This window comes from Klebsiella sp. P1927 (genome assembly GCF_018204675.1).
In the GTDB taxonomy this organism is placed as follows: Bacteria; Pseudomonadota; Gammaproteobacteria; order Enterobacterales; family Enterobacteriaceae; genus Klebsiella; species Klebsiella pneumoniae.
In genome coordinates this window covers 5,179,765-5,202,483 of sequence record NZ_CP073377.1, presented here as the reverse complement: position 1 = coordinate 5,202,483, position 22,719 = coordinate 5,179,765, and the positions used below count along the sequence as shown (strand labels likewise).

24 protein-coding genes and 1 pseudogene are annotated in these 22,719 nt (G+C 59.2%); 11 read left to right on the top strand and 14 right to left on the bottom strand.

The features are described 5' to 3' along the window. Positions 1-10: 10 nt before the first annotated feature. The 3 genes from KB892_RS25880 to KB892_RS25870 all read left to right on the top strand — a co-directional run bounded on the left by KB892_RS25880 (position 11) and on the right by KB892_RS25870 (position 3,257). Positions 11-1,333 carry a PTS cellobiose transporter subunit IIC gene (locus tag KB892_RS25880; RefSeq protein ID WP_002923156.1) on the top strand — a complete coding sequence of 441 codons (1,323 nt, stop codon included), beginning with the start codon at positions 11-13 and terminating at the stop codon, positions 1,331-1,333. A 97-nt stretch (positions 1,334-1,430) separates the two neighbouring features. Beyond that, positions 1,431-1,733, top strand: coding sequence for a PTS lactose/cellobiose transporter subunit IIA (locus KB892_RS25875; RefSeq protein WP_002923158.1), 303 nt, complete (start codon positions 1,431-1,433; stop codon positions 1,731-1,733). Between the two features lie 144 nt (positions 1,734-1,877). Beyond that, positions 1,878-3,257, top strand: a complete 1,380-nt coding sequence (locus KB892_RS25870) for a carbohydrate porin (RefSeq protein WP_004151517.1) — start codon at positions 1,878-1,880, stop codon at positions 3,255-3,257. Positions 3,258-3,636: 379 nt separating this feature from the next. On the opposite strand, the pseudogene phnV reads toward KB892_RS25870, so the two are convergent. The 5 genes and pseudogenes from phnV to phnR form a co-directional block, all read right to left on the bottom strand. Next, positions 3,637-4,434, bottom strand: a pseudogene (gene phnV, locus KB892_RS25865) (2-aminoethylphosphonate ABC transport system, membrane component PhnV). A 2-nt stretch (positions 4,435-4,436) separates the two neighbouring features. After that, positions 4,437-5,297 carry a 2-aminoethylphosphonate ABC transporter permease subunit gene (phnU, locus tag KB892_RS25860; protein WP_002923191.1) on the bottom strand — a complete coding sequence of 287 codons (861 nt, stop codon included), beginning with the start codon at positions 5,295-5,297 and terminating at the stop codon, positions 4,437-4,439. Beyond that, positions 5,297-6,409 carry a 2-aminoethylphosphonate ABC transport system ATP-binding subunit PhnT gene (gene phnT, locus KB892_RS25855; protein WP_002923193.1) on the bottom strand — a complete coding sequence of 371 codons (1,113 nt, stop codon included), beginning with the start codon at positions 6,407-6,409 and terminating at the stop codon, positions 5,297-5,299. Before phnT ends, phnU begins: the two co-directional genes overlap by 1 nt. Before the next feature lie 5 nt (positions 6,410-6,414). After that, on the bottom strand, positions 6,415-7,428 hold the full coding sequence (gene phnS / locus KB892_RS25850) for a 2-aminoethylphosphonate ABC transporter substrate-binding protein (RefSeq protein WP_002923195.1): 1,014 nt from the start codon (positions 7,426-7,428) through the stop codon (positions 6,415-6,417). Between the two features lie 178 nt (positions 7,429-7,606). Beyond that, positions 7,607-8,326, bottom strand: coding sequence for a phosphonate utilization transcriptional regulator PhnR (gene phnR, locus KB892_RS25845; protein WP_002923196.1), 720 nt, complete (start codon positions 8,324-8,326; stop codon positions 7,607-7,609). Between the two features lie 141 nt (positions 8,327-8,467). Between phnR and phnW the strand changes: the two genes are divergently transcribed. Beyond that, positions 8,468-9,571, top strand: coding sequence for a 2-aminoethylphosphonate--pyruvate transaminase (gene phnW / locus KB892_RS25840; RefSeq protein ID WP_002923201.1), 1,104 nt, complete (start codon positions 8,468-8,470; stop codon positions 9,569-9,571). A 9-nt stretch (positions 9,572-9,580) separates the two neighbouring features. Continuing rightward, the gene (phnX, locus tag KB892_RS25835) at positions 9,581-10,390 is read left to right on the top strand and encodes a phosphonoacetaldehyde hydrolase (RefSeq protein ID WP_002923203.1); all 810 of its coding nucleotides are present in this window, start codon (positions 9,581-9,583) and stop codon (positions 10,388-10,390) included. On the opposite strand, the gene nepI is transcribed toward phnX, so the two are convergent. Further along, positions 10,387-11,580, bottom strand: a complete 1,194-nt coding sequence (gene nepI / locus KB892_RS25830) for a purine ribonucleoside efflux pump NepI (protein WP_002923205.1) — start codon at positions 11,578-11,580, stop codon at positions 10,387-10,389. The two genes, phnX and nepI, sit on opposite strands and share 4 nt — an antisense overlap. 210 nt (positions 11,581-11,790) lie before the next feature. Here nepI and KB892_RS25825 point away from each other — a divergent pair, with 210 nt between their 5' ends. Both KB892_RS25825 and KB892_RS25820 read left to right on the top strand, forming a co-directional pair. Next, on the top strand, positions 11,791-12,150 hold the full coding sequence (locus tag KB892_RS25825; RefSeq protein WP_004151518.1) for a type II toxin-antitoxin system RelE/ParE family toxin: 360 nt from the start codon (positions 11,791-11,793) through the stop codon (positions 12,148-12,150). Next, complete coding sequence (locus tag KB892_RS25820) at positions 12,134-12,457, top strand: helix-turn-helix domain-containing protein (RefSeq protein WP_002923240.1); 324 nt, start codon at positions 12,134-12,136, stop codon at positions 12,455-12,457. The genes KB892_RS25825 and KB892_RS25820 overlap by 17 nt, the downstream gene beginning before the upstream one ends. Before the next feature lie 129 nt (positions 12,458-12,586). Here the strand turns inward: KB892_RS25820 and KB892_RS25815 are convergent, their stop codons facing one another. The 8 genes from KB892_RS25815 to ivbL all read right to left on the bottom strand — a co-directional run bounded on the left by KB892_RS25815 (position 12,587) and on the right by ivbL (position 20,475). Continuing rightward, a complete protein-coding gene (locus tag KB892_RS25815; protein ID WP_002923278.1) occupies positions 12,587-13,039 on the bottom strand; it encodes a DUF1198 family protein in 453 nt (150 codons plus the stop codon). Positions 13,040-13,175: 136 nt separating this feature from the next. Further along, positions 13,176-14,567 carry a hexose-6-phosphate:phosphate antiporter gene (gene uhpT / locus KB892_RS25810; protein WP_002923280.1) on the bottom strand — a complete coding sequence of 464 codons (1,392 nt, stop codon included), beginning with the start codon at positions 14,565-14,567 and terminating at the stop codon, positions 13,176-13,178. A gap of 145 nt (positions 14,568-14,712) precedes the next feature. Beyond that, positions 14,713-16,041 carry an MFS transporter gene (locus KB892_RS25805; RefSeq protein WP_004145056.1) on the bottom strand — a complete coding sequence of 443 codons (1,329 nt, stop codon included), beginning with the start codon at positions 16,039-16,041 and terminating at the stop codon, positions 14,713-14,715. 11 nt (positions 16,042-16,052) lie between these two features. Continuing rightward, a complete protein-coding gene (gene uhpB, locus KB892_RS25800) occupies positions 16,053-17,534 on the bottom strand; it encodes a signal transduction histidine-protein kinase/phosphatase UhpB (RefSeq protein ID WP_004151519.1) in 1,482 nt (493 codons plus the stop codon). A gap of 17 nt (positions 17,535-17,551) precedes the next feature. Next, positions 17,552-18,145, bottom strand: coding sequence for a transcriptional regulator UhpA (gene uhpA / locus KB892_RS25795; RefSeq protein ID WP_002923282.1), 594 nt, complete (start codon positions 18,143-18,145; stop codon positions 17,552-17,554). Positions 18,146-18,295: 150 nt separating this feature from the next. Continuing rightward, positions 18,296-18,583, bottom strand: a complete 288-nt coding sequence (gene ilvN / locus KB892_RS25790; RefSeq protein WP_002923283.1) for an acetolactate synthase small subunit — start codon at positions 18,581-18,583, stop codon at positions 18,296-18,298. A 3-nt stretch (positions 18,584-18,586) separates the two neighbouring features. Beyond that, positions 18,587-20,275, bottom strand: a complete 1,689-nt coding sequence (gene ilvB, locus KB892_RS25785) for an acetolactate synthase large subunit (protein ID WP_004198592.1) — start codon at positions 20,273-20,275, stop codon at positions 18,587-18,589. Between the two features lie 104 nt (positions 20,276-20,379). Next, the gene (ivbL, locus tag KB892_RS25780; protein ID WP_002923286.1) at positions 20,380-20,475 is read right to left on the bottom strand and encodes an ilvB operon leader peptide IvbL; all 96 of its coding nucleotides are present in this window, start codon (positions 20,473-20,475) and stop codon (positions 20,380-20,382) included. A gap of 12 nt (positions 20,476-20,487) precedes the next feature. Here ivbL and KB892_RS25775 point away from each other — a divergent pair, with 12 nt between their 5' ends. The 4 genes from KB892_RS25775 (at position 20,488) to KB892_RS25760 (ending at position 22,665) form a co-directional block, all read left to right on the top strand. Beyond that, a complete protein-coding gene (locus KB892_RS25775; RefSeq protein ID WP_014343455.1) occupies positions 20,488-20,655 on the top strand; it encodes a hypothetical protein in 168 nt (55 codons plus the stop codon). A gap of 452 nt (positions 20,656-21,107) precedes the next feature. After that, positions 21,108-21,227, top strand: coding sequence for a type I toxin-antitoxin system toxin TisB (gene tisB, locus KB892_RS25770; protein ID WP_004145059.1), 120 nt, complete (start codon positions 21,108-21,110; stop codon positions 21,225-21,227). Between the two features lie 90 nt (positions 21,228-21,317). Further along, positions 21,318-21,764, top strand: a complete 447-nt coding sequence (locus tag KB892_RS25765; protein WP_002923294.1) for a GNAT family N-acetyltransferase — start codon at positions 21,318-21,320, stop codon at positions 21,762-21,764. Between the two features lie 67 nt (positions 21,765-21,831). After that, positions 21,832-22,665 (top strand): DMT family transporter, encoded by an 834-nt coding sequence (locus tag KB892_RS25760; protein WP_002923296.1) that lies wholly within the window; start codon positions 21,832-21,834, stop codon positions 22,663-22,665. The last annotated feature ends 54 nt before the right edge of the window (positions 22,666-22,719 follow it).

Genomic DNA, 22,719 nt, shown 5'->3' with positions numbered 1-22,719 from the left:
AGGTGTTGAAATGAGTTCTCTGTATCAGTCCATGATTGCCGTGATCGAGCAATCTATTACTCCGCTGGCAGGACGCCTTGGGCAGCAGAAATACGTTATCGCTATCCGCGATGGCTTCACTGCCGCCTTGCCGTTTATGATCATCGGCTCTTTCATGCTGGTATTTATCTTTCCGCCGTTTTCACCCGATACCACCAACGGCTTTGCCCGCGGCTGGCTTGATTTCTCCCAGCACTACCGCGAACAGCTGATGCTGCCGTTTAACCTCAGCATGGGCGTGATGACCTTCTTTATCTCGGTCGGCATTGGCGCCAGCCTCGGTCGTCAGTTTCAGCTCGATCCGGTGATGTCCGGTCTGCTGGCGTTTATGGCTTTCCTGCTGGTCGCCGCACCCTATGCCGATGGCAAAATTTCCACTCAGTATCTGTCCGGTCAGGGCATTTTCACCGCGCTGATCACCGCCATCTACTCCACCCGCGTTTACGCGTGGCTGAAGCAAAACAACATTACGATTCGTCTGCCGAAAGAGGTCCCCACCGGCGTCGCCCGTTCGTTTGAAATCCTGATCCCGGTGCTGGTGGTTATTGCGACTCTGCATCCGCTGAATCTGTTTATCGAAGCGCAGACCGGGATGATCCTGCCGCAGGCGATCATGCATCTGCTGGAGCCGCTGGTTTCCGCCTCCGACTCGCTGCCGGCGATTTTGCTCTCTGTTCTGATGTGCCAGATTTTCTGGTTCGCCGGTATCCACGGCTCGCTGATTGTTACCGGCATTATGAACCCGTTCTGGATGGCCAACCTGTCGGCAAACCAGGCGGCGCTGGCGGCTGGCACGGTACTGCCGCACGTCTACCTGCAAGGCTTCTGGGATCACTATCTGCTGATTGGCGGCGTCGGTTCTACCCTGCCGCTGGCCTTCCTGCTGCTGCGTAGCCGGGCCACCCATCTGCGCACCATCGGCAAGATGGGCATCGTGCCGAGCTTCTTTAATATCAACGAGCCGATTCTGTTCGGGGCGCCGATCATCATGAACCCGATGATGTTTATCCCCTTCGTCTGCGTACCGATGGTCAACGCGGTGCTGGCTTACGGCGCGACGCGTCTTGGCTGGCTGAGCCAGGTGGTGTCGCTGACGCCGTGGACTACGCCGGCCCCAATTGGCGCGTCGTGGGCGGCTAACTGGACCCTGAGCCCGGTGGTGATGTGTCTCATCTGCATGGTGATGTCGGCGGTCATTTATCTGCCGTTCCTGCGCGCTTATGAACGTTCCTTAATGAAAACCGAAGTTGAGAAAGCCAAAAATAGCGTTCCGGTAGCAGAAACCGTTAGCTAATCCCTCTCCTTCCGGAGAGATAATAAGATGACAGCGTAATAATGCAGAAAATGGGCTTTCACTGCATTATTAAATAATAAATACCTCAGGAATACACATGATTGAATTAGAAGATGCGGTAATGGAAATTATCGTTAATGCGGGACAGTCACGCTCATTATGTTTTGAAGCGCTGCATGCGGCCCGAACCGGAAATATCGACGAAGCGCGTTTACTCTTAAACGAGGCCGACGGCTACGCCCGCCGGGCGCATCAGATGCAGACCCAGCTCATCGGGCAGGATGCCGGTGAAGCGCGTCAGCCCATGACGCTGATTATGGTACATGCCCAGGATCATTTGATGAATTCGCTGCTGGCCCGCGAGTTCTCAGAAGAATTAATCCATCTGTACCAGCGTTAATTAATATGGAATAACGTTAGCGAGAATATTATTCTCCGGCGTCGCTGTACCCTAAAAAACAAATCAGCTTATTTTGGCTATTTATTCTAGCCAGAATGGGATGGTTATTATCTGAAATATATTAATTATTAAAGCGAGATAACCATGAATACTGTAAAAAAACTGCCTTTAGCCATGGCGGTGGTCGCCGCGCTGTGCCCAATTTCTGTCATGGCGCAAGAATTTACGCAGGAACAGATCGACGCCATCGTCGCCAAAGCCGTTGATAAAGCGCTGGCCGACCGCCAGGCAAAAATCGACGCCGCGGCCAACAAAAAGGTCGACGTGATTACTAACCCGGAAACCACCGCCGCCTCGCCGGATATGGCCATTCCGTTCGGCCTCAAGTTCAGCGGCTACGCCCGCTATGGCGCCCACTTCCAGACCGGCGACCAGAAATATGTCGGCGTCGACGGCTCCTATAACGGCGCCTCGGCGATCGGCCGTCTGGGCAACGAAAGCAACGGCGGCGAATTCCAGATCAGCAAGGCCTTCAAAAGCGCGCAGGGGGCTATCTGGGATCTCAACGTGATGTTCGACCACTGGAGCGACGAAGTTAACCTGAAGAAGGCCTACGTCGGCGTTACCAACGTGCTGGAATCCAACCCCAACGCCTATCTGTGGGCCGGCCGCGACTTCCACCAGCGTCCGCAACAGGGGATCAACGACTACTTCTGGATGAACCACGACGGCCAGGGCGCCGGGGTGAAGAACTTTGATATCGGCGGCGTGCAGTTCGACGTGGCGGCGGTGTCGCAGGTGAAATCCTGTAGTCCGGAAGTGATGGCCGACGAGACCAACCCGTCGCGCATCACCTGTACCGGCAGCTCCGACACCGGCGACAACGGCCACTACGCGCTGACCACCAAAACCCACAACATCAAGGCCGGGCCGATCGACGTCGAGGTGTACGCCAACTACGGCTTTGACTCAAAGGCGGTGGACAGCGACGCGCGTCTCGAAGCCTGGCAGGGCGGCCTGGTGCTGAGCCACACCAACGACAGCGGGGTGAACAAGGTGATCCTGCGCTACTCCGACAACTCGGATAACAGCGTCTACAACAAGACCGACGACCTGACCACGGTCTACGCCAGCTTCGAGGGCAGCCATAAGTTCACCCAGCAGGCGCAGGTGGAATATCTGCTGGCCTTCCACGACTACGACAACGGCAAGGATAATACCGACAACCGTAAAAACTACGGCGCCATCGTCCGGCCGATGTATTTCTGGAACGATGTGCACTCCACCTGGCTGGAAGCGGGCTACCAGCGCGTGGATTACGACCAGGGCGGGGATAACCACGGCTGGAAGCTGACGCTGTCGCAGAACATCGCCATCGGCATGGGGCCGGAGTTCCGTCCGATGCTGCGCTTCTACGTGACCGGCGGCCAAGTGGATAACGAGCACACCGCGAAGGTAAACGGCACCCAGGACCAGCAGCTGGATTCGCTGAACGTCGGCGGGATGTTTGAGGCGTGGTTCTGATGCGATAGCGTTGTCGAAGGAGCGTTCCCGGCTGGCGCTACGCTTAGCCGGGCTACAACTGAGGAGGCCTGCGGGATTCCACCCCCAGGCCCGCGCAAGCGCAGCGCCGCCGGGCGGTCAGGCACCGTACCCGCGGTTGTGCCGGATGGCGGCATACATGCCTTATCCGGCCTACGTTCCTGAGGAAGCCTGCGGGACCCCACCCCGTAGGCCCGGCAAGCGCAGCGCCGCCGGGCGGTCAGGCGCTGTACCCGCGGCTGTGCCGGATGGCGGCATACATGCCTTATCCGGCCTACAGAAAATCGCCTTCCCCCCAGGACCGGCAAGCAACAGCTCCGCCGGGCAGTCAGCCCCGTGCCCTGGTGGCGTCATCAATTCTTTATCTCTGGCTTAATCGGCGGGCGATACGCTCAAGCTTCATCATCAACAGCAGCGTGACGCCCACCAGCACAATGGTCAGCGCCGAGCCATCGGCGATATTGCCGCGATCGGTGAGGCTGAAAATGGTCACCGGCAGCGTCGTCCAGCCCGGCGGATACATCATCACCGTCGCCCCTAGCTCTCCCATCGACAACGACAGGCTCAGCGCCAGCGCCGAGATCATCCACGGCGTCATCAGCGGCAGCGTCACATGGCGCAGGCGATACCACGGCGAAGCGCCCAGGCTGGAGGCGACGTTTTCAATATCAGCGGAAATACGCGCCAGCCCGGTCGTTACGTTGCTGAAGGTAAAGGCGGAGATCAGCACGAAGTGCGCCGCCAGAACGATAAAGAAGGTGCCGTTCATCTGCAGCGGCCCCTAGCTGAACGCCACCAGAATGCCCAGCCCGACGGAAACCGAGGGGATGGCGCTGGGCAGATAAAACGCCAGGCCAAGATATTTCTGTAGCGTCGCGCCATGCTGGCGCAGCGCCAGCGCCGCCCACATCCCGCACAGCAGCGCCAGCAGGCTGGCGCAGAAGCCCACCATCAGGCTCGAAAACAGCGAATCCCACGCCGCGCCGCGAAAGGCGTTAACAAAGTGGGCAAAGGTAAAGCCGGTGGGCAGCAGGCCGTTCCATTGTTTACTCAGGCTGGAGAGTAAAATCACCGCCAGCGGCAGCAGGAAAACGCCGGCAAAAAGCGTCACCGCCAGCGCGCCCGCCGCCGCGCGGCCTTTACGCGACCAAATCAACATCGTTAACTCCTTACGCCAGTGCGCGCCGCCGCCAGCCGATAGAGCATAAACAGCCCCAGCGACAGCAGAATATTGATCAGCGCAATCATGCAGGCCACGCTGTAATCCGACTCCAGAATCGCCTTGCTGTAGACCATCATCGGCAGGGTATTGACCCCTTTGGCGCCAATAAACAGCACGATCCCGAACTCGTTAGTGGTCAATAGCAGGCACAGGCTGCCGCCCGCCATCAGCGCCGGGAGCGCCGCCGGGAAGATAACCTGGGTAATCACCCGTAACGGATGAGCGCCGAGAATACTCGCCGCTTCCAGCTGGCTCTTATCTATCTGCCGCAATCCCGCCATCAGCGGACGCATCACCAGCGGCGTAAAGACGGTAATCTCCGCCAGAATCACGCCGTTAATCGAATAGAGGAAGTCTACCGGCGGCAGTTCAAAAGCAAACAGCGCCATCAGGGTGCCGTTGAGCAGCCCCGCCGAGCCGTAAATAAAGGTGAACGCGAGAGTGATAAGAAAGGTCGGCAGCGCAATAAAAGTATCAATGACCCGGCTCACCAGTTGGCTGCCGGGGAACGGAATAAACACCAGAATCAGCGCCAGCACGCTGCCGAGTACCAGGCAGCCAAGGGTAGCGAACACCGCAATCTGTAAGGTATTGAGCAGCGCGCCAATAAAGCGTTTTGAGTCGATCACCTGCCAGAAAGTCTCGAGGCTCAGGTTGCCGCTGGCGTCACGTAATGCCTGTTCGGCGATCAGCAGTAGCGGATAGAAAAATAGCGTCGCCAGCACCAGCAGCGGCAATGCCAGCCACAGGTAAGGCCGTAAATTTCGCGCCGGACGCGCAAGCGTGAGGGTTTGCGCCATCATTGCACCTCGATCAGAACCGCATCGCCAGGTTCGAAGTAGAGCGCCAGCTTGTCCCCCGCGCGCGGCAGCGGGTTCACGTGGGTCATCACAATCCGCACCGCTTCGCCGGCAACATCGCACAGCAGATGCGTCAGATCGCCCTGCCAGTGCACCGACGTCAGGGTGGCGTTGAGACGATTACTAGTTGCCGATCGCGGCGCCAGGCTCATGTGCTGCGGGCGAATGCATAACAGTTTGTTGTTGCCATGCAGGCCGCCCCGGCTGAAGGCGTTAATCAGGCCGCCGCCACAGCTCACGCTAACCAGCCCCGGCTCGGGGCTGTCTTTCAGCGCCGTCGCCTGCAGGATATTGGCACGGCCGAGGAATTCGGCGCTAAAGCGGTTCGGCGGATAGTGGTACAGCTCGTGCGTTTCGCCGTGGGCGATCAGCGAGCCATCTTTCATGATGCCGATTTTGTCCGCCAGGGTCAGCGCTTCGGTCTGATCGTGGGTGACGTAGAGAATGGTCAGTTCCGGCAGTTCGCGATGCAGACGGGCAATCTCTTCCACCATGTTATGGCGAATTTGCGCATCCAGCGCCGACAGCGGTTCATCAAGCAACAGCACCCGAGGACGCACGGCAATCGCGCGGGCTATCGCCACGCGCTGCTGCTGGCCGCCGGAAAGCTGATGCGGGTAGCGGGTGGCGTAATCCGCCATGCCGACGATTTTTAAGGCTTCAGTCACCCGCTCGGCGATAAGCCCCCTGGACTGCTTTTGCGCCCGCAGGCCGAAGGCGACGTTATCTTCCACCTTCATATGCGGAAACAGCGCGTAGTTCTGCACCACCATCGCCAGCCCGCGTTTGTACGGCGGCAGCTGGGTGACGTCAGTATCGCCGATCAGGATCCGCCCGCCAGCCGGTTGCACAAAACCGGCAATCGCCCGCAGCACCGTGGTTTTCCCGGAACCGGAAGGGCCTATCAGCGCCAGCACCTCACCGGGTTCAATGGTCAATGACAGCGGTTTTAAGACCACGTTGCCGTGGTATGAAACGCGCAGCGAGTCCAGGGTGATCCCGGAAGTCCCCGCCAGCGACGGGGAAGAAGTGACGGTGGCTTTCATCAACATCAGGCTTACTCGCTATCGGTCACTTTATGCCAGCGGGCAATGTCAGCCGACAGCGATACCGCGACATCGTCCCAGTTAGGTTCCCAGCTCTTCACGCCGTCGAGCGCCGCTTTCGCCGCCTTAAAGTTAGCATCATCCGGCGCTACATCGCTGCGTACCGGCAGGCCCCAGGAGCGCGCGCTGACGCTGGATTGCGCCGGTTTATCCAGCAGGAAATTGATCAGCTTTTTGCCGTTTTCGCTGTTCGGTCCGTTCTGCACCAGCCCGATGGTGTAGGGCAGCGCCAGCGCGCTGCGCTCGCCTTTGTCATCCGCCGGCCAGAAAATTTTAACGTTCGGGTTACGCGCCATCTGCGACAGGTTCATCTGCAGATCGCCGTTGGCGACGTACAGCTCGCCTTTGTTGACCAGCGCCGTCAGCTTACCGGTCGAGGCCGATGGGCCAACGTTATTGGCCTGCAGCTTACCCAGATACGCAAAACCGGCGTCTTTACCGCCGAGGCTATGGAACGCCTGCAGCATCACCGCGGTACCGTCGCCCGCCTGACCCGGCGTGGAGTACTGCAACTTGTTCTTGTAGCGGCTATCCAGCAGATCCTGCCAGCTGGCCGGCGCGCTTTTCAGCAACTGACTGTTATAGATGAAGGTCAGATAGTTATTCACCAGCGGCGCGTAGCGGTCGTTAGCGCCGGGGATCTGCGCGCTACCTTGCGGGGTAAAGGTTGCCAGCAATTGCTCTTTCGCGGCGCGCTGGATAAACGGCGGCACCGTGACCAACACGTCAGCCTGTGGATTGGTGCGCTCCTTCGCCAGACGCTCGACGATCGCGCCGGAGCCGCCTTCCACATACTGCACTTTGATGCCCGTCGCTTTGGTGAAGGCAGCGAACTGGCTCTGATACCAGCTGTTATCGCCGTCATGCAGGCCGTCGGCGGAGTAAACCGTGACGACGCCGTCCGCCCAAACCGGAGAGCTGGTCAGCGCGAACAGGGACAGCAGAGCAAATCGGGAGAGTTTCATCGTGTAAGCCTCATCGAATAGTCAGTTATTCTGGTGTAGACCAGATTTAGCTTCACGCTACCGGGGGTATATGACAAAACGATGAAAAAAGTGTGTCGAAGGAGTTAAAACGAACGGGATGCGTAGCCCCGGCACGCGCTAGCGCCACCGGGGAGATCAAAAAATTTAACTAATAAAATCAATGGGTATCGACTTCGATCCGCAGGCTATCATGCCGCCAGTATTCAATATCGTAATCGAGAATACGCCCGTGCTGATCGTAATTCAGCCTGCGCAACAGCAGCGCCGGGCGCCCCTCCATCACCCCCAGCGCCTCGGCGGCCTGCGGCGGCATTGAGGTGGGATAAAACGACAGATGCATACTGGTATAGATCAGTTCGTAGTGAGTTTGATAAATCTCGGTCAGACTGCCGTTGAGATCGTGGCGCAGCAGCTCAGGCACCCGCGCGGGCAGACAGTGGTTTTCGCAGTAGCATACCGGCCGCCCGTCGGCATAGCGCAGCCGGGTCAGCAGGTAGACCTGATCGAAGGGCTGCAGCGCCAGAGGCGCCATCACATCCAGCGGCACGGCAGCCAGGCGGCCATCAAGCAGCACCGTTTTCGGTTCGCGCCCCTGTTCGAGACACAGCTTGTGGAAGTTGGTATTTTGCGTCGGATCCAGCCACAGACGCTCCGGCGTCACAAACCAGCCGCGGCGGTCGGCGCGGTAAATCACGCCGCTGGCCTCCAGCTGCGCCAGGCTCTCACGCACCGTAATCCGCGTCGTGTTGAACAGCGCGCACAGCTCGCGCTCGGAAGGCAGCTTGTCGCCGCTTTTGAGGGCGCCGTTTTGAATACGCGCCTGCAGCTGCGCCTTAATCATCAGGTATTGCGGCATCTCGCCAGAGGGTGATTTCATGTTTACTCACTGCCACTTTTCGTGCGCTCATTATACATAGCCAGATGAATTTTTTGTTGCAGCGCCACATTTCCTTTGACCCTGTCCCGGCTTTGTCTCCATGATAACTATAAATCTGGTATAGACCAAATGGTGAGACAAATGACTTCACGAAATTACCTGCTGCTGACCCCCGGCCCGTTAACCACCACCCGTACGGTGAAAGAGGCAATGTTGTTCGATAGCTGCACCTGGGATGATGATTACAATCTCGGCGTGGTACAGACCATTCGCCAGCAGCTAGTGCAGTTGGCTACCCCGGCCGACGGTTATACGGCGGTGCTACTGCAGGGTAGCGGCAGCTACGCGGTCGAAGCGGTGCTCGGCAGCGTCATCGGCGAACAGGGCAAAGTGTTGATCGTCAGCAATGGCGCCTATGGCGCGCGTATGATTGAGATGGCGCAGCTGATGGGCATCGCCTGCCACCCTTACGACTGCGGCGAAGTCTCCCGTCCGGACGCGGCCGCGATCGAACAGATCCTGCAGAACGACCCGGCGATCACCCATATCGCGATGGTACACAGCGAAACCACCACCGGTATGCTGAATCCGATCGAAGAGGTGGCCGAACTGGCGAAACGGTACGATAAACGCTATATCGTCGATGCGATGAGCAGCTTCGGCGGCATTCCACTGGATATCGCCGCGCTGAATATTGATTACCTGATAAGCTCCGCCAACAAATGCATTCAGGGCGTGCCGGGCTTTGCCTTCGTGATTGCCCGCGAAGCGGAGCTGGCCGCCTGCAAAGGCCGTTCGCGCTCGCTGTCGCTGGATCTGTACGCCCAGTGGCGCTGCATGGAGGACAACCACGGCAAGTGGCGCTTCACCTCGCCGACGCATACCGTGCTGGCCTTCGCCCAGGCGCTGAAAGAGCTGGCGCAGGAGGGCGGCGTCAGCGCCCGCTATCAGCGCTACCGCAACAATCAGCGCCGGCTGGTCGCCGGGATGCGCGCGCTCGGCTTCCGGCCGCTGCTCGACGATAGCCTGCACTCGCCGATCATTACCGCCTTTTATTCACCGGATGCGCCGCAGTATCGCTTTCACACCTTCTACCAGAAGCTGAAAGATCAGGGCTTCGTTATCTATCCGGGCAAAGTATCGCAAAGCGACTGCTTCCGCATCGGCAACATTGGCGAAGTCTACGACGCCGATATCACCGCCCTGCTGGCGGCTATCGACAACGCCATGTACTGGAAACAATAAGGAACCGCCATGAACCGTATTAGCGCACTGATCCTTGACTGGGCAGGCACCACCGTAGACTTCGGCTCTTTCGCCCCGACGCAAATCTTCGTCGAGGCCTTCCGCCAGGCCTTCGATATTGAGATAACCCTTGAAGAGGCCCGCGTGCCGATGGGGCTTGGCAAATGGCAGCACATTGAGGCGCTGGGCAAACTCCCTTCTGTCGACAGCCGCTGGCAGGCCAAATTCGGCCGCGCGATGACGGCCGCGGATATCGATGCGATCTACGCCGCGTTTATGCCGCTGCAAATCGCTAAGGTTGTCGATTTTTCCGCACCAATAGCCGGCGTGGTCGACACCATCGCCACGTTTCGCGCCGAGGGCCTGAAGATCGGCTCCTGCTCGGGTTATCCGCGCCCGGTGATGGAAAAGCTGGTACCGGCCGCCGCCGCCCAGGGCTACGCCCCGGACCACTGGGTCGCCACCGATGACCTTGCCGCCGGCGGTCGTCCGGGCCCGTGGATGGCGCTGCAGAACGTGATTACCCTGGGCATAGACGATGTGGCCCACTGCGTGAAGGTCGACGACGCCGCGCCGGGCATCAGCGAAGGGTTACATGCCGGGATGTGGAGCGTCGGGCTGGCGGTGTCCGGTAACGAATTCGGCGCAACCTGGGAGGAGTACCAGGCGATGTCGAAAGCGGAAATCGCCACCCGCCGCGAGCGGGCGGCAGGCAAACTGTATGCCGCCGGGGCGCATTATGTGGTTGATACCCTGGCGGACCTGCCGGAAGTGATTGCCGACATCAATGCCCGGCTGGCAAAAGGCGAGCGGCCTTAAGCGGGTGAATTCACCTTCACTTTGGCCGCCACCAGCAGGCCGGTAAACAGCATCAATATCCCTGACAACACCAGCGGCGACAGCAGCCCTAAGTGGTCAAGCGCAATGCCGCCGACCGCGGCGCCGCAGGTGTTGGCCAGCTGGATCACCGCCACCTGAATCGACCCGGCTTTTTCCGCCTGATCGGAGAGGGAACGGGTGATCCACGTTGACCACCCCACCGGGATCAGCGCAAACGCGAAGCCCCAGATAATCGCCACCGTCGAGGCGATGATTTTGCTCTCTCCCCACAGCACCAGCGCCACCGCGCAGGCGGTCAGCACCAGCGGCGCGATCGCCAGCGCCGCTTTTACCGAACGCTTGAGCAGCACCGAGGAGAGCGAGGTACCGATAAAGCTGGCGATACCAAAGCTCAGCAGCACCAGCGTCAGGCCGTCGACATCAAACCCGGCGAGGGTCATGTACACCGGGCGAATATAGGTAAAGAAGGCGAACTGTCCGGCAAAGGCCATGAAAATGGCGCACATTCCGGCCATCACCCCCGGACGCTTCAGCAGACCAAACATATTTTGCTGCTGAGAAGCCGATTCACCGGGCAGCGACGGCAGCGCTTTCAGCACCCAGAGCGTACACAGCACGCCCATTACCGCCGCGCCGTTAAAGACGTTGCGCCAGCCGATAAGCCCGCCAAGGAAACTGCCCAACGGGGCGGCGATCACCAGCGCGATTGATACCGCGCCGAAGATAATCGATAGCGCTTTCGGCACCACGCGCATCGGCACCAGACGCATGGTCAGCGATGCGGACATCGCCCAGAAACCGCCGAGCGCCAGGCCCAGACAGGCGCGCCCCAGCAGTAGCAGGGTGAAGCTATCAGCGAAAGATACCAGCAGGCAAGAAAGGGTCAGCAGCAGTGAAAACAGGATAACCACGTAGCGGCGATCGGTTTTACCTATCACCGTGGTGATAAACAGGCTGGAAAACATCGCGACGAATGCCGTCGTCGTCACCGACTGCCCGGCCATCCCTTCGGAGATGCCTAAATCCAGCGCCATCGGCGTCAGCAGGCTGACCGGCAAAAACTCAACGGTAATCAGGCAGGCGACGCAGAAAGCAACCGCGAAAACCGCCGACCAGTTTGGCCGCGCGAGATCGCGTGCATGGGGTTTGGTTTCATTTGAATGACTCATGAGTGACCTGCGAAGAAAGTGGCGGAAAGCTGCGCAGTGTAACATTTTGTATGTGACGTACTTAACGTTTTCGCAACTCTTCTCGCTTTTCATAAGAGGGTGCGTAGCTGCTCGCATGTTTAAAAAACGATGCTTGCTATCGCTTTAACAAATCTCAGGAGAATTTAATATAGCACTATGTGCTATACTTTTAACGACAGGATGTCAGCAATGCGTATCTTTAAAACCAAATGGTTCGCCAGAGAGGCTAGCTCTCATGGCATTTCCGACGACGAGCTCTATCAGGCAATTCAATCTGCGCTTCAGGGCAAAGTGGTTGATTTAGGAGGAGGGGTTTATAAAAAGCGACTCAACAAGAATCGCGATCGCGCAATCATCCTTACCAAAAGCGCAGAGTATTGGTTTTATACCTTTCTATATGCCAAACAGGATATGGCCAATATCAACCATCGCGAATTAATGGGGTTTCGTGAGTTAGCAAAACACTATGCCAATCTCTCTGAAGAGAAAACGACGGTCTTAGTTAAAAGTAAAGAACTGGTGGAGATTTGCGATGACAGCAAAAAATAAATACAAAAGCCCGGCTTTCGAAGCGATCCATAGCGCTGCGTCGGGGCTATTCAGCGTTGGCGCAATCCCACAGGAAACAATGCGCCATTTTGATGAATCATGTCTCGGTAGCGTAGCCACACTTCAACCCATTGAAATTAAAGCGCTACGTGAACAACTCAATGTTAGCCAACCCGTGTTCGCTCGTTATCTGAATACCAGCGTGTCTACCGTGCAAAAATGGGAGACTGGCGCTAAACGACCGAGCGGAATGTCATTAAAATTGCTTAGCGTCGTACAAAAACACGGCCTGAAAATCCTACTGTAGTTATCCTGCCGGATGGCGCTTACGCTTATCCGGCCTGCAAGTGACGAGTGCGGAAACCGTAGGCCGGATAAGGCGCAGCCGCCATCCGGCACACAAAAGCGATGAACCACAGGCCGGATAACAATGAGATCAGTGCAGCCAGTGCACGCCGTCTTCCGGGAGAAACAGGTCGTTGTAGCGCTGCTGTAGGTTATGTAAATCGCTCACATCCGGGTCCAGCTCGCGCAGAAACCCTTGCGCCAGGCGGATCTGCGCCTCGGTAATCGGCGCCGCTAAACGCGCTTTTTGCATCAGGCGATACCAGTAATGCAGGTTTTTTTCGCTGGCGTCGACAATCGCGACCTGCCAGATGAGCAGCACCTGGGCGGCGTTCTGCAGATGCGCTTCATTCGGCCGCTCCAGGTAACGCAAATACTCATTACCGGCGGTTTTTCCCAGCTGATCGATCATCGATTCCAGCGGGACAGGCGTGATGCCGAGGCGTTCGCTCAGGCGGCGGATCGCGCGGCGTGAATCAGAGGTAAGCACCCGAAATCCCACAACAAACACCACTACCAGGGTGGCCAGTCCTATCCAGATCATGCATCCTCTCATCCAATCGCAGCCTGACTATCATAATGGGAATTTGCCTGCTGTCGACTGTCGGACCTGGCATAATGCGCAAGAAATAAAAAAGCCCGGCGCGAAGGCCGGGCAAGGTTACCAAATACCTGGTGAATCAGGCGGTCTGCAAAATACGGTTCTTTTTCTCGCGGCGAATTTTACGCTCTTCAAAGATAGCCACGATGGCCATCAGGCAGATACAGCCGACGGCGGCGGCGTCCAGCGCCGCAAAGGTGCCGGCCCAGCCGGTCAGGCCGAAGACCGGGGTGCCGTCGGCGATCATCCCGAGACCCAGTTTGGCGAAGCTATCGCCGATCAGATAGGCGAAGGTGCCCTTGATCCCATCGGCGGCGCCGATCGCTTTTTTCGGTACGAAACCGACGGCGGCGACGCCGATCAACAGCTGCGGACCAAACACCAGGAAGCCCAGCGCAAATAACGAGGCCAGATAGACGTACTGGTTGCTGGCGTGTTGGTAAACCCCGAGGGTGGCGATAATCAGCGCCAGCGCGATGCAGGCCACCAGCGCGCGGCGGCCGTTGGCCAGATCCGACAGCCAGCCCCACAGCAGCGTGCCGACCAGCGCGCCGACCTCAAACAGGGTAAAGCCCTGAATCGCCACCTCTTTCGACAGCTTCAGCTCCTGGAAGGCGTACACGGTGGACCACTGATCGATACCGATACGCACCACGTAGAGGAAGATGTTGGAGAAGCACAGCAGCCAGATCACTTTGTTTTTCAGCACGTACTCAACAAAGATCTGCCACTTGGTCATCGCATTTTCTTCGGTCTCTTTGTCCTCTTCGCTGATCGCTTCGCCAAACAGCTCTTCCGCCGTGCCGAGGCCGTAGGATTCCGGAGAGTCGCTACCGTAGCGCAGGCCGATAAAGCCAACGATCAGCGCAATAATCGACGGGAAGATAAACATGCCGATCACATGGCCGTCGAACAGATAGTTGGCGCCAAACAGCGCCACGCCCGCCGCGCCCGCGCCGCCGAGGTTGTGGGAGATATTCCAGAAGCCGAGGAAAGTGCCGCGTTTGCGTCTGGGCGTCCACTTGGTGATGGTGGAATAGCTGCACGAGCCGCCGGTGCTCTGGAAGAAACCGCTCAGCGCATAGAAGGCGATCATCAGGAACAGGCTGGTAGAACCCGCCCCCATGCTGGCGCTAAAGCCCAGCATACAGATGGCGGAGAGGATCAGCATAAACGGCAGGAACTGCTTGGTGTTTTTGCCGTCGGCATAATAAGAGACCAGCGTCTTGCCCACGCCGTAGGTGATGGAGAAGCCCAGGCCAATCATCCCCAGCTGGGTCATGCTCAGCCCGTAGGTGGAGATCATGTCGTTCTGCGCGATGTTAAAGTTCTTGCGGATCAAGTACATGGTCAGGTAGCCGATGAAAACCACCAGATAGGACTGCATGAAAGGTTTGAACCACATTTTGCGCCGCACATCGAGCGGCAGATCCAAGGTCGGCTTGCGCACCTGATTCAGAAAGGCCAGCATGGGTATCTCCTGAGCTGATTTTTTATGCCTGCGTAATAACCAGGCATTGTAAAAACCAGCGCGCCGTCTGGCCTGAGACGGCGTCCAGGTAAAACCGGGAAAATTTCTTAGTTTTGCCCCGTTCGCGGCGAAAGGGTGAGCTACATCACGCTTCGCTGGCGGTACGCGGCGCCTGCGCGTTTAAAAACGGCAGCAGCAGCAGCGCGGAAATGCCGGCGGCAATCGCAATCACCACGAAGAATCCGGTCCAGTGCCAGATATCCATCACCTGCGCCAGCGGCCAACCGGAAAGCGAGGCGCCAAGATAAGCGAACAGGCCGACAAACCCGGTTGCCGCCCCGGCGGCTTCTTTATGCGAACATTCCGCCGCCGCCATGCCGATCAGCATCTGCGGGCCGAAAACGAAGAAACCGGTAGTGAAGAAGCAGGCCGCCTGCATGACATAGCTGGCGAACGGCATCAGCCACAGGCCGCCAACCGACAGCAAAATTCCGGCGGCGAAAATCAGGTTCATCGGCCCACGGTTGCCGTTAAACAGCTTATCCGAGCCCCACCCCGCCACCAGCGCACCGATAAAACCGCCCAGCTCAAACATGGTCACCGCCGAGTTAGCGGTCACCAGATCGACGCCTAGCGTCTCCGACATATACAGATTGCCCCAGTCGTTAATCGCCGCCCGCACCACGTACACCAGCACATAGCACAACGACAGCAGCCAGATGTAGGGATTGGCCAGCACGTAGCGGGTCAGGATCGCTTTACGAGACATCCCAGCGCCTTCCTGCTGCTGGGCGATTTCCAGCGCATCGTGACGCCAGTCGCCCACGGCGGGTAACCCCACCGCCTGCGGGCGATCGCGCAGCCGCCAGCACAGATACAGTCCGGCGAGGATCGCCAGACAGCCGGCAATGGTCATCCCGGCACGCCAGCCGTAGTGCAACGCCGCCGCTCCCACCACCATCGGGATCAGCGCGCCGCCGACGTTATGCGCCGTATTCCATAGCGCCCACCAGCCGCCGCGCTCGGTCCGCGAATACCAGGCCGTCAGCAGTCGGGCGCAGACCGGCGAGCCCCAGCCCTGGAAGAAGGCATTCAGCGCCCACAGCAGCGCGAAAGCCCATAGTGAGGAAGAAAAACCGAACAGAATATTCACCACCCCGGTGGCGATAAGCCCCAGCCCCATAAAATAGCGGGCGTCGGAGCGGTCGCTGACGATACCGGAGAAAAATTTCGACAGCCCGTAGGTGATATAGAACAGCGTGGCCAGCAGGCCAATATCGCTGCGGGTCAGGACGTTGCTGGCGAGAATTTCCGGGACCGCGGCGTTAAAGCTTTTGCGGGTGAAATAGAACAGCGCGTAGCCCAGCCAGATGGTCAACAGGATATGGCGACGCCAGTAGCGATAACGCGCATCAAGTTCGCGTTTATCGCTAATCGGCGCAGCGTCCGGCGGGGCTTTTAAAAAGGCGAACATCGGCGATCCTCTCAGGCGTAACGCAGCGGTAGATTGACGCACACCCGTGTACCATGGGTGCAGGAGATCGTCAGTGTGCCGCCCAGGGCGGTCACGCGCTCGCGCATGCCGGTCAGGCCGAACCCCTGCAGATTCGACCCCGGCGGCAGGCCGCAACCGTCATCTTCCAGCACCAGCATTAGTCGCTCATCCTGCTGCCAGCCCTGCAGAGTGACAGCGCTGGCGCTGGCGTGCTTGACGATATTATTCAGCCCCTCCTGGCAAACGCGAAACAGGGTCACGCGCTGGTTCTCGCTCAGTCCCGCCTCGTTAATCCGCCAGTCGAGATGGCTGACAATGCCGCGGTCCTCCAGCTCCATCTCGCGCATCAACGAACGTACCGCCTGCTCCAGCGGCAGGTCGTCGAGCTGACGCGGACGCAGACGGCCCAGCAGTCTACGCACCGAGTCGTAAACTCCCAGCGACAGCTGTTCTATCAGCTGACCGCTCTGGCGCACGCTGGCGTTGTCCGGCGCCAGCCGCTGTACGATCCCGGCCTGGGTGCGGATCGCGGTGATGGTCTGGCCGATATCATCATGGAGCTCGCGGGCGACGTCTCGCCGCACGCTCTCTTCGGTCTCCAGCAGGCGTTCCGCCAGCCGACGATTACGCGCCAGCTCGCTTTGTAATGACTGGTTCAGCTCGCGTAGCCGCTGGATCCCCGCCCCCAACAGCAGCCCGGTGAGGCTCTGTGCCAGCAGGGAAAGCAATAAATCGACCGGGTGATCGTGCCAGGTCTGGCTGGCAATCAAGGCGATAGCGTTCATCAGGGTGGCGATCAGCGCTCCCTGCCAGCCGTAGTGCCAGGCGAGGGCGATAATCGGCAGCGCCAGACAAAACGGGGTAAAGCGGGAGAGCTCGGCGGGCAGGCCAAGCTGCAGCCACAGGCTAATGGTGAATAACAGCAGATACCAGATCAGATGCCGCCCGCGCCAGTTAACCGGCTGCGCCACCAGCGCCGGCCCCAGCGGCCGCCAGACGGTGCTGGTAAGATAGTGCCAGAAAACCAGGCAGGTCGGCGCCAGCGTCAGGCCGCCGGTCAGCGTCAACAGCAGGGCGTTAAGCCCCTCGTCCCCCTCCGCCAGCCACGGCAGCGATTGCAGCAGCGCGGCGGCCATTAACGCCCCGCCCTGACGCAGCAGCGTCAGCCAGTCGCGCTGCTGCCGGTAGCGCGAGATCAACGCCACCGGCAGCAGAGTCAGCAGGCTTCCGGTCATCAAAATTATCGGGTGCGCCAGCGCCACCTCCTGCGCCAGCCATAAGATAAGCAGCCACTCGGTTCCCAGCAGCACTGGCCAGTAGCCGCGGGGGCATTGCAGCATTAACCCCAGCCGCAGGCCAAAGGGAAACAGCAGCACCGCTAAATCCGCGCGTTCCACCAAATGCAGACTGATGCTCCACAGGCAGAACCAGGCGGCCGCGAAGATAAAGGCGCAGCCGATGACCGACAGCAATCGTGAGACGACGGCCTTCATTGCCAGCTATCGAACATGCGGCGCGCCAGCTCAACGTCGTTGCTGACGCCCAGCTTTTCCAGCAGGTTGGCGCGGTGTACGTGGACGGTTTTCGGCGACAGACCGAGCTCGGCGGCAATCTCTTTCACCGCCATGCCCTGCGCCAGCTTTTCCGCCACCTGACGCTCGCGTTTGGTGAGCGGATCCTGGCGCCCGGCGGCCAACTTCATGGCGATATCCGGCGTGAGATAGCAACCGCCCGCCGCCACCGTGCGTACCGCGGCGATAAGTTCATCGGGGCTGCAGCGTTTCGACAGGAAGCCGCGCGCGCCGGCATTCAACGCTTGCTCGATCAGCGCCGGGCTATCGTGTACCGACAGCATGATGGTCGCCATCCCCTTCGGCAGCTGGCTGAGCAGCTCCAGCCCGGAAATATCCGGCATTGAGATATCGCAGATACAGACCTGCACGCCGCGCCCCGGTAGCCCCGTCAGCGCCTCGCGGCCGCTACCAAATTCGGCGACAACCTGAAAATCAGCTTCCAGCCCCAGCAGCTGAGCAAAGCCGGAGCGGACAATCAAATGATCGTCAATAAGGGCGATGGTGGTCATGGTGTGTCCTGGTGCCTGAAAACGCCGGATGGCGGCGTAAACGCCTTATCCGGCCTACGGATTCACTGCTTGTAGGCCGGATAAGCGCAGCGTCATCCGGTAAAGGCGCTTACCTTAGCGATAAGCGCGTGGCTGTTCAAGCCTTGAGCGCTATTCGAAGAACACCGCAATTTTGTTAAACATGGTGGGATCGGACTGGTTACGCGCCACTTTGGTGACATCTTCCAGCTTTTCAATCTGGCTAATCATCTGCCCCAGTCGCTGGTCATCATTTACCAGCAGCCAGATGCGGCTGTGTTCGCTGCCCTGAATTGGCAGACAGAGAATGCCTTCGACGTTAAACGCGCGACGGGCAAAAAGCCCGCACACGTGGGTCATGACGCCGGGATGGTTGCGGACGGTGAGTTCCAGAATGACGTTATCACATTGTTTTTGCATGGCTTATTCCCCCACCATTTCAGTATTGGCCGCACCCGGCGGTACCATCGGATACACTTTCTGCTGTGCGTCGATGCGCACGTGGATCAGCGCCGGCCCCGGACGGTCGATGATCGCCTGCAGCGCCGCCTGCGGATCGACTTCATTATTTAAATCACAGGTTTGCAGGCCAAAACCGGCGGCAATCTGCATAAAGTTAATCATCCCCGGATAGGTGGCGGCAAAAACGCCCTGCTGATAGAACAGGCTCTGCTGCTGATGCACCAGCCCCAGCGCTTCGTTGTTCAGCAGGATAATTTTTACATCCAGCTGATTTTCGGCGGCGGTGGCCATCTCCTGAATATTCATCATCAGGCTGCCGTCGCCGGAGAAGCAGATAACCTTGCGCTGCGGATTCGCCAGCGCCGCGCCGATGGCTGCCGGCAGGCCGAAGCCCATGGTGCCGAGGCCGCCGGAGGTCAGCCACTGGCGCGGACGATTGAGCGGGTAGGCCTGCGCCGTCCACATCTGGTGCTGGCCAACGTCGGTAGTGATGATCGCTTCATCATCCACGCAGGCGGCCACGGCGTTAATCAGGCCGTAATGGGAGAGCGGGTCGCTTTCCTGCGGGATGGCGCAGGGGAATTCGCGCTGCAAGTCGGCCACCAGCTGGCGCCATTCCTCGCGCGGCTGCGCCTCAATATGCGGGTTCAGCTGGGCTAAGACTTCCGCCACATCGCCCTGAATCGCCACGTGCGGTTGCTTGATTTTGCCCAGTTCGGCGCGGTCGATATCGACGTGGATAATCTTCGCGTTCGGGCAGAACTGCTCGGTCTTGCCAATCGCCCGGTCATCAAAACGGGCGCCTAAAACAATCAGTAAATCCGCCTCCTGCAGAATAAAGTTGGTGCTGCGCGCGCCGTGCATCCCCAGCATCCCCAGCGACAGCGGGTGCGCCTTCGGCAGCATGCCCAGCGCCATTAAGGTCATGGTGGTCGGCAGGTTGGCTTTTTCCGCCAGCTCACGGATCGCCTGCGGCGCGTTAATCACCCCGCCGCCCAGATACAGTACCGGGCGTTTCGCCGCGTTGATCATTGCCGCCGCTTCACGCACGCTTTCAGGCGCGAATGCCGGTGCCGGGGCGCGCTCGCCAGGCTCAGGCAGCGCTTCCAGCTCAATGGTCGCCGACTGTACGTCTTTAGGAATGTCTATCCACACCGGCCCGGGACGCCCGGACTGGGCAATACGGAAGGCGTCGCTGATCACCTGCGGCAGCTCGGCAATGTCGCGCACCAGATAGTTATGTTTGGTGATGGGGATAGAGATGCCGTAGGTGTCCACTTCCTGGAAGGCGTCGGTACCGATCATCGAGGCCGGTACCTGGCCGGTGATGCAGACCAGCGGAATCGAATCCAGGCGGGCATCGGCGATCGCCGTCACCAGGTTCGTCGCCCCCGGGCCGCTGCAGGCCATACAGACCGCCGGCTTGCCTTCGGTACGCGCCATCCCCTGGGCGATAAAGCCCGCGCCCTGCTCATGGCGCGCCAGGATGTGGCGGATCTGCGTGCTCTGGCTTAAGGCATCGTAGATAGGCAGGATGGAGCCGCCCGGAATGCCGCTGACCATAGTGATACCCTGGCGCTCCAGTAAATGAACAACCAGCTGCGCGCCGGTAAAGCGCATTGTGTTTGATGTGGTGCCCGAACTTGCCATGCTCCAGTCCTTTTCTTCTGGGCCGACTTTACCGGGGGGCTCGCCAACAAAAAACCCCGCTCGGTTTGCGCCGGCGGGGTTTGGAATTCGTGTTGTTCCGGACCCTACGGCGCATTGCCGACGACGACCACCACAGACACGACGACCACCGCGGCTGGCGCGGTTTTTAGTAGGGTCGAAGCGATCAGGGTTGCGTTCATTAGGGACCTGTTGTGTCGAAAAATAAGCTGAATTTATACAAACACAGGTTTTACGTTTTCACAATGGATTTATTTTCATCCACGAAAATTTGCGCGAAAGATCACAGTTCGGCGCAAAAGGGCAGAAAACAAAAAACCCCGCCGGAGCGAGGTTTTTATCAGCATGGTTACAGGTGGTAGCCGCAAGCACACTGTATTACGTCAACGCCAAAAGTATACGCGATCGCTGCAGTTCGCGCAATTTAAGGTCGGTTTTTCTCTGTCATAGAGTATGGATGAGAGGGGCGGATTTGTCCAAAAAATACTGTTCATCCATACAGTATTTATTTATACTGGGTGTGTTCACTTTGTGCCATTCGGGGGCCGCAAGTTTGACCGGCGCAACGAAGTCCTGGCTGAAACGGGTGGTGCCGTCAGTGCCTTAACCCCGAGAGAGCACACTGTGTTACGTCAACAACGTGCAGTCACTGGCCCGCGCGGCAACGCGTGGTTCAGCGCTGCGCACCCCTGTCGTTGCAGGCGGCGGGCCGGGAAGCCGTTCATGGAAAGGACGAACTATCGGCCAGGGCAGACGCCGCCGGCGACAGGCAGGGATAAGCTGGCAACGGGCAGCGGAAAGGTACGTCAGCTTATTGTGCTCCTTAACCACAGGAGACGCGCGTATGGGCGGAATGGATATTATTATTTTGATCCTGAAACTCATGGTTGCTGTGTTGCAACTACTTGATGCAGTCCTGAAACAGTTCCGCTGATTCAGGTTCAAGTCGCACCTGAGGGGGGCGGGAAACCGCCCCCCTGCAGGCGCCCGCCGGGCGTCCCGGGATGACTTGATGGAGGAAGCTATGCCACCCCTGTTAATTGCCGCCACGACGCCGGATGCCCCGGGGTTCGCGGCGCTACGAATTGAAAGCCTTGAACAGCATTTCAATATGCTGCGCCGCCTGGCGGAAAACTGGCAGAGCGGCAAAAACCGCTTTAACGCGCCGGGCGAAACGCTGCTGGGCGCCTTCGTCAACCACCAGCTGGTAGGGGTATGCGGCATCAATAGCGATCCCTTCAGTCCGCAGCCGCGGGCCGGGCGCATTCGCCACCTCTACATCAGCGAACGCTATCGTCGCCGGGGCATCGGCCAGCAGCTGCTGGTCTCGGTTATCACCCACTCCAGCGCCTGGTTCGACTTTCTCAACACCCATGCCCCGGCGCAGGCCTGGCCCTTTTATGAAAGGCTTGGTTTTCGCCCGGTGTACGATGAACCGCGGGTGACGCATCGCCTGTTTTGTTCGCTTTAACCCCCGCTGGCAGGCAGCGCGGGCGCGTGTTACATTCCGGTGACCTTCACTGTTGAACCTGTCTGCGATGACCCTCACCGTATTCTGCATTTTGCTGTTCGCCGCCCTGCTGCACGCCAGCTGGAACGCTATCGTCAAAGCCAGCGGCGATAAAATGTACGCGGCGATCGGCGTCAGCGGCTCGGCCGCGCTGATCGCCCTGGTGATGCTCCCCTTTGCCCCGCAGCCCGCGCTGGTCAGCGCCCCCTATCTGCTGGCGTCGTGCGCGTTACAGGTGGTGTATACGGTGCTGGTGGCGAAGACCTACCAGGTATCGGATATGAGCCAGACCTATCCGCTGATGCGCGGCACTGCGCCGCTGCTGGTGGCGGCGATAAGCGTGCTGTTCCTCGGCGATCGTCTGTCGCCGCTGGCCTGGCTGGGCATAGGCGTCATCTGCCTGGCGATTCTGGCGATGGCCTTTAACGGCCGCGCCAGCTCGCGCAAAGGCATCGTGCTGGCGCTGATCAACGCCTGCTTTATCGCCGGTTATACGCTGGTGGACGGCACCGGCGTCCGGCTGGCGGGCTCGGCGCTGGGCTACACCCTGTGGACCTTTTTTATGAACGGCTTCTGCCTGCTGTGCTGGGCGATGGTGGCGCGACGGCGTGAGGCCAGTCGTTATTTACGTCAGCACTGGAAAAAAGGCATCCTCGGCGGGATCGGCACCATGGGCTCCTACGGCCTGGCGCTATGGGCGATGACCCAGGCCCCGCTGGCGGTGGTCGCCGCGCTGCGTGAAACCTCCATTCTCTTCGGCGCGCTGATCGCCTTTATCGTCCTGAAAGAGCAACTGATGCCGCTGCGCATCGTGGCCGCCTGCGGGATTGCCGCCGGGGCGATCCTCCTGCGCCTGGCGTAGCCTGAGATGGCAACATTAGTTGCCGTTCCTGTTTACATAATCTGCCTGGAATTC